Annotated in this window: 8 protein-coding genes; 5 read left to right on the top strand and 3 right to left on the bottom strand. The window is 51.8% G+C overall.

Annotated features, from left to right (window positions below; translation table 11 throughout):
• From JW499_RS00920 to gap, 3 genes are all read right to left on the bottom strand, one after another.
• Nucleotides 1-664 (bottom strand): carbohydrate porin (locus JW499_RS00920; protein ID WP_205208816.1); only part of this gene is annotated, 664 nt, incomplete at its 3' end.
• 744 nt (nt 665-1,408) lie between these two features.
• Entirely contained in the window at nt 1,409-2,842 is a 1,434-nt protein-coding gene (pyk, locus tag JW499_RS00915; protein WP_205208815.1) for a pyruvate kinase, read from the bottom strand.
• A 13-nt stretch (nt 2,843-2,855) separates the two neighbouring features.
• Nucleotides 2,856-3,860 carry a type I glyceraldehyde-3-phosphate dehydrogenase gene (gene gap / locus JW499_RS00910; RefSeq protein ID WP_205208814.1) on the bottom strand — a complete coding sequence of 335 codons (1,005 nt, stop codon included), beginning with the start codon at nt 3,858-3,860 and terminating at the stop codon, nt 2,856-2,858.
• A gap of 187 nt (nt 3,861-4,047) precedes the next feature.
• Here gap and edd point away from each other — a divergent pair, with 187 nt between their 5' ends.
• The 5 genes from edd (at nt 4,048) to JW499_RS00885 (ending at nt 10,617) form a co-directional block, all read left to right on the top strand.
• Nucleotides 4,048-5,874, top strand: coding sequence for a phosphogluconate dehydratase (edd, locus tag JW499_RS00905; protein ID WP_205208813.1), 1,827 nt, complete (start codon nt 4,048-4,050; stop codon nt 5,872-5,874).
• Nucleotides 5,875-6,840: a glucokinase gene (locus JW499_RS00900; RefSeq protein WP_205208812.1), complete on the top strand. Its 966-nt coding sequence runs from the start codon at nt 5,875-5,877 to the stop codon at nt 6,838-6,840.
• Between the two features lie 145 nt (nt 6,841-6,985).
• Nucleotides 6,986-7,708 (top strand): response regulator, encoded by a 723-nt coding sequence (locus JW499_RS00895; RefSeq protein WP_332873984.1) that lies wholly within the window; start codon nt 6,986-6,988, stop codon nt 7,706-7,708.
• Complete coding sequence (locus tag JW499_RS00890) at nt 7,705-9,150, top strand: ATP-binding protein (protein WP_332873985.1); 1,446 nt, start codon at nt 7,705-7,707, stop codon at nt 9,148-9,150. The genes JW499_RS00895 and JW499_RS00890 overlap by 4 nt, the downstream gene beginning before the upstream one ends.
• Before the next feature lie 207 nt (nt 9,151-9,357).
• Entirely contained in the window at nt 9,358-10,617 is a 1,260-nt protein-coding gene (locus tag JW499_RS00885) for an ABC transporter substrate-binding protein (protein ID WP_205208811.1), read from the top strand.
• Nucleotides 10,618-10,764: the final 147 nt, after the last annotated feature.

Raw genomic sequence — 10,764 nt, 5'->3', positions numbered from 1 at the left:
CGGACAGATCAAAGTTCGCCGTTAATGCATAACCGGTCTGATCGACGTTGCCGCCCGCGGTCAGGTCGTATTTAACACTCTCGAAGCCTGCGGTCAGGCTGAATCCATCCGTACTCCAGGTAACGGAAGGGCGGTAACCGGAAACCGCGGTACCGTTATCACCGGCGGTGTCATCATCACCATAGATAGTATCCAGTTCAAACTTCAGACTGTCAGAGGCTTTGAAGTGCAGGGCGATCTGACCGCCATCATCACCGGCAAAACCGCGCACTTTGTTTGCTTCATAAACTGATACGCCACCGGCATGCGAAACCAGGGTGTCTTTACCCAGAGGGAACAGGTTGATCGCCTCGAAGCGGCCGATCTGCGCATCCCAGGTATTGTTGCCCAGCTGAATATAGGCATCACGCACCACCACATTTTTATCGCCATCGGTGGTCAGACGCACGCCGCCTTTGGCTGCAACGAAGTACTCTCCGTTTTCACGTTTAGAGGCGACATTCAGTTCGACAAAACCGTTCTGGTCATAGGTTGTGGAGGAGGTTGCGGTATCAACCGCATCGGTATCGAGTTCAAGATTTGCATCAAACGCAAGCTGTGCCTGTGCCAGGCCTGATAGCGTGCAGCCAAGAATTGCGCCGGTGAGTAAAATTGACTTATTCAAAGTGAAACCTCTTACGATTATTATGTTTATTTTTCGTATTTTGTGTTTATCAGTATTATTTTTATTATCTGATGCGGTTTATTTAATAGGAGGTGGAAACTTTGAACAAATACAAAAATGATGGATGTTGTGTATTTTTTTGACTATGGATTACATCTGTACTTTCAGGTGTCTGAGTTTATACTTTTTTGATTATTTTATTAGTCTGTTCTTTTAGTATGGATTTTTTTGGTTGGGGCTTTCCAGATATCAGCCCCCCGGCCTTTATCAGCAGAGCTCCTTACTGACACTTTTCTGATTCAGATATTCGTACCGATCAGATAAAGTCAGATAGTCAGGTTTGACGGGGTTGATAGTGAGGTGGAAGCGTTTTTTTTCGTCACAACATGGGCCCCACATAGTGCAAGTAATAACAAGCTTGCAATAAATGCTTATCCGCTACGGTGTGTCGACTATTGAGGGTACCTGTTTTTTTAGGGTAACGGTTTTTGTTTATCGTGTGGATAATCTCGTAACTATTATGGCTTTTTATAGAAGATTATTGCTGGCAGGCGGCTAAAGGTTTTAGATTGTTTGTCAGGCTGGTTTGGTTGAAAGGGATTTATTAAAAAATGGCACTCATATTTAAAATATAAGTGCCCAAAGACCTTTGTATACACTCAGGTCATTCCGCGAACGAGCAGTTTTTCAGACAAGCTTTTCAGATAGTCTATTCAGGTAAGCTATTCAGGTAAGCCTTGCCGCTTAAACTCTCACCACTTTCATGGTGTTTGTGCCTCCCTGAGCATTGAGGTAATCACCCTTAGTGATAATAACCATATCCCCTGGTACCACGATTTTACGCTCAATCAGTTCCTGAACCGCCTTGGTATTGATCTCTTCGGGATCATACTGTTCGGTATAAAAGGGGATGGTGTAGACACCGCGATAGAGACCCACTTTGAACTGAGTATCTTCACGGCCTGACAGGGCGAAGATAGGCACTGAGGTGCGCAGGCGCGACATCAGTTGGGGTGTAGCGCCTGACTCGGTCATGCTGATGATCGCTTTAATCCCTACCAGGTGGTTGGCCGCATAGATTGCAGACAGTGCGATGGTTTCATCGATGTCGTGGAAATCTTCATTGATCCGGTGCTTTGATCGTTTCGATGATGGGTGGCGCTCAGCCCCGAGGCAGACCCGCTCCATCGCCTGTACGGTCTCTGTTGGATAGTCCCCTGCCGCGGTTTCTGCGGATAGCATGACCGCATCGGTATAATCCAGAACAGCATTGGCAACATCCGATACTTCAGCGCGGGTTGGCATCGGGCTGCTGATCATCGATTCCATCATCTGGGTGGCGGTGATCACTACGGTATTCAGGGTGCGGGCACGGGCGATAATATGTTTCTGTACTGCGATCAGTTCCGCATCACCGATCTCCACCGCCAGGTCGCCCCGGGCCACCATAACTGCTTCTGAGGCGCGGATAATATCGTCCAGTACTTCAGGGTCAGCGACGGTTTCTGCCCGTTCAATTTTAGCGACCAGCCCGGCAGTCGAACCGGCAGCCTTAAGCAGGGCCCGTGCTTCATGCATATCAGCGGCATCCCGGGGGAATGATACTGCCACGTAATCCACGCCAATGGCTGCAGCGGTTTTAATATCTTCTTTGTCTTTATCGGTGAGCGCCTTTGCCGAGAGTCCGCCACCTAAGCGGTTAATCCCCTTGTTATTGGACAACCAGCCGCCAACCAGCACCTCGGTATTCAGCTTGTTTTCGAACGTTTCCGTCACTTTTAATTCGATACGGCCGTCATCCAGCAACAGAATGTCGCCCACACGGGCATCTTCTATCAGTGCTTTGTAATCAAGACCCACCCGGGTTACATCGCCGGCATCTCGATCCAGTGTGGCATCCAGAGTAAATGGCTGGCCGATTTTCAGTTTGATCTTTTGCTCAGCAAAGCGGGAAATACGGATTTTCGGACCCTGAAGGTCGCCCAGAATGGAAACAAACCGGCCGTGCTTTCTGGATAGTTTACGTACCAGCTCTGCGCGTTGACGGTGGTCTTCCGCTTCGCCATGGGAGAAGTTGAGGCGCACTACATCAGCTCCTGCGAGAATCAGTTTTTCGAGTTGCTCTTCACTACTGGTTGCAGGTCCCAGGGTTGCAATTATTTTAGTACGTCTCAACATTTTCATCATTTCCTCAGGCTGGCGCGTGCATCAGGGCCAGAGTGTTATCCAGCATACGGTTGGAGAAACCCCACTCGTTGTCATACCAGGACATCACTTTTACCAGTCGTCCGGATACCTTGGTTTGAGAGGCATCGAAGATTGAGGAGAGCGGGTTATGGTTAAAGTCAACTGACACCAGCGGAGCTTCGTTATAACCCAGCACCGCTGAGTGGGCGGCAGCGTTGGCAAGCAGTTGGTTGACTTCATCGACGCTGGTTTGCCGTTCGGCGATAAAACTCAGGTCGACCAGAGAGACGTTAATGGTAGGCACCCGTACCGCCATGCCATCAATTTTGCCGGCCAGTCCGGGCAGCACCAGGCCGACCGCTGCTGCTGCGCCGGTTTTAGTCGGAATCATTGACTGTGTGGCAGACCGTGCCCGGTACAGATCAGAGTGATAGACATCGGACAGGTTCTGATCATTGGTATAGGAGTGAATAGTGGTCATCAGGCCGCTTTCGATGCCGATCTCATTCTGCAATACCTGAGCCACCGGAGCCAGGCAGTTGGTAGTGCAAGAGGCGTTTGAAATCACTTCGTGAGACTGACGCAAAATCTGATCGTTGACGCCATAGACCACGGTGGCATCAACATTTTTACCGGGGGCTGAGATAATCACTTTACGTGCCCCCGCAATGATATGTTGCGCGGCTTTAGCACGCTCGGTGAACAACCCGGTACACTCAAAAACAACATCGACGTGCAGCTCTTTCCAGGGAAGTTCCGCTGGATTGCGTACGGCGCTGATGGTGATATTGTCACCGTTGACGACAATATTTTCATCGTCGTGGCTGACTTCGCCTGTAAACTGACCGTGAACCGTATCATACTTAAACAGGTGGGCGTTGATAGTGGCATCGCCCAGGTCATTGATGGCAACCACCTGAATTTTATCGCGGTAGTTATTTTCATAAAGTGCCCGGAGCACATTGCGGCCGATGCGGCCAAATCCGTTGATTGCTACGCGAATTGTCATTGAATATACCTCGGTACTGGCGTTGTAAGTGTTATTTGTTGTTAATATTACGTAGTTTTATGCAAAAATCAATGGAGATTTGAAAAATAAATTAGTAAACTTACCGATATAAAGGTATCGAACACAGGTTATGTTGCAGGCTTTATACTCAGTTTGCGTCTGACCAAAGAGAAGCTCAGGAGTTACTATGCACACCGTTGTTAAGCAGGTTACAGATCGAATCATTGCGCGCAGTCGGGCAACCCGTGAAGACTATTTACGCCAGATGAAAGGCGCAGAAGAGAGAGGTGTGCACCGGGCCCGTCTATCCTGCGGTAATCTGGCGCACGGTTTTGCAGCCTGTGGGGCTGACGATAAGCAGGCGCTGAAAATGGTTAACGCGGTGAATGTCGGCATTATTTCGTCATATAACGACATGTTGTCCGCCCATCAGCCGTTTGAAAAGTTTCCTGATCAGATTCGTGAAGCGGTGCATGAGCTGGGGTCTGTGGCACAGTTTGCCGGGGGGGTTCCCGCTATGTGCGATGGTGTCACCCAGGGACAACCTGGCATGGAGCTGAGCCTGTTCAGCCGCGATGTCATCGCGATGGCGACGGCGGTTGGTCTGTCTCACAATATGTTCGATGCTGCGCTCTATCTCGGTGTCTGCGATAAAATCGTGCCCGGTTTGCTTATTGGTGCATTGCGATTTGGTCATCTGCCAACGCTGTTTGTGCCGGCAGGGCCGATGCCGAGCGGTTTACCGAATAAAGAGAAAGCCAGGATTCGCCAGCTCTATGCCGAAGGAAAAGTTGGCCGTGATGCCTTGCTCCAGTGTGAATCAGATTCCTACCACAGCGCAGGTACCTGCACCTTTTATGGCACCGCGAACAGCAACCAGATGGTGGTTGAGGTGATGGGGCTGCATCTGCCAGGTTCCTCCTTTGTTAATCCCGGCACTGAGATGCGTGAAGCGCTGACCCGTGAGGCGGCCAGGCAGGCTGTACGTCTGACGGCTCAGAATGGTGAGTTCACACCCCTGTATAAAATTGTTGATGAACGCTCTCTGGTGAATGCGGTGGTTGCTTTGCTGGCGACCGGCGGCTCCACCAACCATACCATGCACCTGATCGCGATCGCCCGGGCTGCGGGTGTGATTATTAACTGGGATGATTTTTCAGACCTGTCTGCTGTCGTGCCGCTGCTGGCAAAGGTTTATCCCAACGGTGAAGCGGATATCAACCACTTTCAGGCGGCGGGTGGTGTTGGCTATCTGGTGCGTGAGTTGCTGGCCGGTGGTTTTTTACATGAGGATGTGATGACTGTCGTGGGGCAGGGGTTGTCACGCTACACTCAGGAGCCCTTCCTCGAGAATGGCAAACTGGTATGGCGCGAAGGGGTGCAGGAATCGCTGGACCCTGCCGTACTGAGCACCGTGGAGCAACCCTTCAGCCCGGATGGTGGGTTGAAACTGATGCAGGGTAATCTCGGTCGCGGTGTTATTAAGGTATCTGCGGTTGCACCTGAACATCAAATCGTGGAAGCCCCGGCGATTGTGTTTGAAGATCAGAATGAGATCGGTGCGGCCTTCGAGCGGGGTGAGCTGGAGCGTGATTTTGTTGCCGTGGTGCGTTATCAGGGGCCAAAGTCTAATGGTATGCCAGAGCTACACAAACTGACGCCCTTTTTAGGCGCGCTGCAGGACCGGGGCTTTAAGGTGGCGCTGGTGACCGATGGACGGATGTCTGGTGCATCGGGTAAAGTGCCGGCTGCGATCCATGTCTGGCCTGAAGCCAGTCTGGGTGGGCCGTTGGCGCAGGTGGCCGATGGTGATCTGATCCGGGTTGATGCGACCACCGGCACGCTGGAGCTGATCGCTGAAGATTCATCCTGGTTATCCCGCGGCCTGACGATGCCAGCTTCTGCGGCACAACATCATCATGCGATGGGGCGTGAGCTGTTTGCCCCGATGCGCGACCAGGTTTGCTGTGCAGAAGAGGGTGCAACTGTTTTCAATTTTTCCGGAATAAAGTGAATGACCCAATACGCACTCGTTGGTGATATCGGTGGCACTAATGCCCGTTTTGCATTGGTCCGGCCAGGGGCCGTGGTGTTAGAGCATGTGGATACCCTGCAATGTTCTGAGTATGACAATATAGATGTGGCATGCAGAGCTTATTTCAGCCGTGTCGGTATCGCTGGAATTGAACGGGCCTGTCTGGCATTTGCCTGCCCGGTGCAGGGTGAAGTGATTAACATGACCAACAATCACTGGCACTTTACCCGAACAGGTCTGGCGCAACAGCTTGGCCTGAAACAGCTGAAGCTGGTCAATGACTTTACCGCGATGGCACTGGGGATGCTGCACATCGATGAGGATGAGAAAATTCAGGTGGGCGCTGGTCGCTCTCTTGAGGGCGCAGCGCGACTGGTCATCGGCCCGGGAACCGGGCTGGGTGTCTCCGGATTGGTCAAAGCCAATGATGACTGGATTCCCTTATCAACGGAGGGGGGGCATATCAGTTTTGCTCCGGCAGACGAGGTTGAGATCGATCTGTGGCGAGCGCTGGTCGCCCGTTTTGGCCGGGTCTCGGTTGAGCGGATACTCTGCGGTCAGGGGTTACTGAATCTGTATCAGATTTTATCAGAACTGCGGGGGAGCGGGATCGTCTGTCAATCGCCCGCAGCGGTGAGTGTTGCCGCGGTGGAGGGACGCGATCCTGTTGCGGTAGATGCGCTAAGCCGGTTTTGCCGAATTCTGGGGGGCGTGGCGGGTGATAACGTATTAACGCTGGGGGCCCGGGGAGGTGTTTACCTCTGTGGTGGAATATTGCCCAGGGTAGCGGAGTTTCTCCTTCAGAGTGAGTTCCGGCGGGCCTTTGAAGACAAAGGTCGTTTTACGGATTACATGCAGGCTGTTCCAGTCTGGCTCTGTACCGCAGAAAATCCTGGGTTGTTGGGTGCGGCGGCGGCACTGGATAACAGTGAAGTGATCGGCTGAGTTGTCAGACTATAATCTGTTCATCATAATGACTGGCCATCAGGGTCTGCACGCTGTTCAGACTGGACAGGCGGCGCTGCTGTTGACTGTCAGGCAGCGAGGCTGTAGCAGAGATTAGTCCCGGATTTTTTGAAGGAAACATATCGTGTCGAGTGAGCAGACTAAGCGCATTTTGATTGTTGATGATGATAATGAGATTCGTGAACTGCTGGGGTCTTATCTCGGCCAGAATGGCTATGAGACGCTATCGCTTGAAAGTGGTGAACAGCTGATTAAACAGTTGCAGACAACTCAGATTGATCTGATTATTCTGGATCTGATGATGCCGGGTGAGGATGGCTTCAGTCTTTGCCGTCGGGTACGTATCGATTCTGACGTGCCCATTATCATGCTCACCGCGTCCGCTGAGGAAACTGATCGTATTGTCGGTTTAGAGTTAGGCGCTGACGATTATGTCGCCAAACCTTTTAATCCACGAGAGTTGCTGGCCAGGATCAAGGCGGTTTTACGCCGTAGTCGCTCTGCGGGTACGTCGGGGTCAAAGGGGCGCTATTTCTGTTTTTCCGAGTGGCGTCTGGATACCGTTAACCGTGATCTGATCGGTTGTTCCGGTGAAGTTATTCCGTTGAGTGGGGCCGATTATAATCTGCTGCTATTGTTTCTGGAAAATCCAAATAAAGTGTTGAATCGTGACGATCTGCTGGGAGCCACCCGGGGACGGGAGTCCAGCCCCTATGATCGCAGTATCGATGTGCAGCTAAGCCGGCTGCGACAACGTCTCGGTGAAGATGCCAAAGACCCCCACATCATTAAGACCGTCAGGGGCTCGGGCTATGTGTTATCCGTCGAAGTTGAGCGTGAGATGTGAAGCGCTGGTTCTGGTTTCCCCGTTCACTGCTGGGTCGAATGCTGGCGGTAATGTTGCTTGGCGTGTTGCTGGCTCAGGTGATGAGCAACCTGGTCTGGGTGCAGGAGATTAACCGGGAGAATGAGAAGATGGCCAGCAGCATGGCTGTGGATCTCGCTGAAAGTGTCTCCTCTACTGTTACCTTTTTTAAGGCGCTGCCCAGTGAGTATCGGCACATCGTTTTGTCCCAGCTACGGGATATGGGGGGGACCCGTTTTTTTGTATCACTGAATAAAGAGCTGATCACTATCGAAGATATTGAGGACTCTAAACTCAAGAACATCGTGATTGATAACTTTATTCAGGGGTTACGCAAGAAGCTGGGTAATCAGGTAGAGATTATCGTCAGTTTTTCCCGCCCCGAGACGCTGCATGTGTTTAATAATCAAACGCTGCTGTTGGATCTGCCGCCACGGTGGTCGCAACAAAGCCTTATTTATGATCCGCAATCACCACCAATTTTAGTCGCTCAGATCGGCATGGAGGAGGGGGAGTGGTTGTATCTGGCGGCGTTGTTGCCCAAACCTGATCTGCTAATCAAGACCGATTACCTGCCTGCAGATCGGCTCTATTTTCTGGGATTGTTATTGGTGATCCTGCTGCTGTTAGGCGGGATGATTGTTCGCTGGCTCACCCGTCCTCTGGATAAACTGGTGCAAGCGGCGGAGCAGTTGGGGCGGGAGATCGATGTCCCTCCCCTGGAAGTGCAGGGGCCTCTGGAAATTCAGGCAACTGCTCAGGCCTTTAATCGTATGCAGGAGCGTATCACCCGTTTTATTGATGATCGGCAGCGACTGTTTTCGGCGATCTCCCATGATCTTAAAACGCCGATCACCCGGCTGCGGTTGCGAGCAGAGATGCTGGATAAGGAGCAGGATCGGGAGACGTTTGGCCGCAACCTGGAAGAGCTGGACCGGATGGTGTCTGGTGCTCTGGAGTGCGCCCGGGGGACGGACCTTCATGAAGAGGTGCGGCCGATTGATATTATGGCTTTGCTGGGCGCTTTACAGGATGATGCAGCGGTGCAGGGCCGAAATGTTAAGGTTATTGGTGACGTGGGGCCGGTCTTCTGGGGACGTCCCATCGCACTTAAACGCTGCCTGGGTAATCTGATTGATAATGCTATTTTCTACGGGCAGCAGGCAGAAGTGTTTGTCCAGAACAGTCCTGATCTGCTCACGCTGCGCATCTGTGACCGGGGTGCAGGTATTCCTGAAGAGATGATTGATCAGGTGTTTGAACCCTATTTCAGAGGCGAATCATCCCGCAATCGTTATACCGGTGGGTCGGGGCTGGGGCTAGGAATTGCGCGAAATATTGTCCATGCGCATGGGGGGGAGTTAGAGCTGCATAACCGTGAGGGTGGTGGGCTGGAAGTGTTGGTCCGGCTACCGCGGCATTAGACGGGGTTGTTCTGCATTCCGGCTTTCTTCCCCTTGATGGCATCGCTGGATATTCAAGGTTAATTTATCTTTTGTAACACTTTGTTACACTTCCTTTCCTGCTGTAACCCTAACCTTTTAAAGGCCGTGCTTTAATGCAATCACTTGTCATCGAATGTGACAGGAAAAACCTCAAAGCCTAATAAAAACAAACAAAGGTAAAGGTCAATGAGTCTTAAAAGTGCAAAAAAAGCCGTATTAGCGACTGCGTTATCCGGTCTGGTTTCAATAGCTGCTCAGGCGGGTAATGTTGAGGTTCTTCATTACTGGACCTCCGGTGGCGAAGCTAAATCTGCCGCTGTTCTGAAGCAGTTGCTCGAAGCTGAAGGTCATCAGTGGAAAGATTTTGCTGTGGCTGGTGGTGGCGGTGAAAGTGCCATGACTGTTCTTAAGTCCCGGGCTGTTTCGGGCAATCCTCCAAGTGCTGCACAGATTAAAGGTTTAGATATCCAGGAATGGGCTGAGCTGGGTTTTCTGACACCGCTGGACGCGGTTGCAGACAAAGCAGGCTGGGATAAGCTATTACCGACAGTGGTTAGTAACGTCATGAAGTATGACGGCCATTATGTGGCGGTGCCTGTCAACGTTCACCGGGTTAACTGGCTCTGGGCCAACCCGGAGGTCTTCAAAAAATCAGGGGCTGAGGTTCCAACTACCTGGAATGAGTTTTTCACTGCAGCCGATAAGATTAAGGCGGCTGGCTTTATCCCTTTAGCCCATGGTGGTCAGGCCTGGCAGGATGCAACCCTGTTTGAAGCGGTTGTCCTGGGCATGGGCGGTGCAGACTTCTATCGCAAAGCGTTTGTCGAGCATGATCAGAGTGTACTGACGAGCGCTAAAATGACTGAAATTCTGGCAACCTTCAAGCGTTTAAACCAGTACATTGACGCCGATGCGGCCGGTCGTGACTGGAATATTGCCACCTCAATGGTGATTAATGGTAAGGCCGCTATGCAGGTGATGGGTGACTGGGCTAAGGGGGAGTTTACCGCCGCCGGTAAGCAACCTGGTAAAGACTATCTGTGTGTGGCTGCACCGGATACGCAGAATGGCTTCACCTTCAATATCGACAGTTTTGCGATGTTTGATCTGAAAGACGCCGATGATAAGCAGGCTCAGGCCGATCTGGCCCGTTTGATTATGGAGCCTGAATTTCAGGAAACCTTCAATCTCAATAAGGGATCGATCCCGGCCCGCCTGGGGATGCCAAGAGACAAATTCGACAGCTGTGCCCATAAATCGATGGATGACTTTGTCGCCACGGCTAAGTCGGGTGGCCTGGTGCCCAGCATGGCCCACGGTATGTCCACCACCTCTGCGGTTCAGGGCGCCATCTACGATGTTGTCACCAACTACTTCAACAGCGATTCGCTGACGCCTGAACAGGCAACCGAAAAGCTGGCCCGGGCCATTAAAGCCGCTATCTAAACTTTTCACTTCTGCTTGAATGCTCCTTAGGGAGCGGTTCCGGGGTATCGCCACAGGTGATACCCCTCTCCAAACTCGTATGAGGATGACCTCTATGAAGACGAATGCTACTTCCGACGCTGCCGGAACCCTGTCCACCAGGGACGT

Origin of the sequence: Amphritea pacifica, from assembly GCF_016924145.1 — a bacterium.
GTDB lineage: Bacteria > Pseudomonadota > Gammaproteobacteria > Pseudomonadales > Balneatricaceae > Amphritea > Amphritea pacifica.
This window is presented reverse-complemented; position numbering and strand designations above follow the sequence as displayed.

What these genes read in the sequence shown, in the direction of transcription:
- pyk (WP_205208815.1), bottom strand. Translation starts at nt 2,842, where the DNA reads ATGTTGAGACGTACTAAAATAATTGCAACCCTGGGACCTGCAACCAGT.
- gap (WP_205208814.1), bottom strand. Translation starts at nt 3,860, where the DNA reads ATGACAATTCGCGTAGCAATCAACGGATTTGGCCGCATCGGCCGCAAT.
- edd (WP_205208813.1), top strand. Translation starts at nt 4,048, where the DNA reads ATGCACACCGTTGTTAAGCAGGTTACAGATCGAATCATTGCGCGCAGT.
- JW499_RS00900 (WP_205208812.1), top strand. Translation starts at nt 5,875, where the DNA reads ATGACCCAATACGCACTCGTTGGTGATATCGGTGGCACTAATGCCCGT.
- JW499_RS00885 (WP_205208811.1), top strand. Translation starts at nt 9,358, where the DNA reads ATGAGTCTTAAAAGTGCAAAAAAAGCCGTATTAGCGACTGCGTTATCC.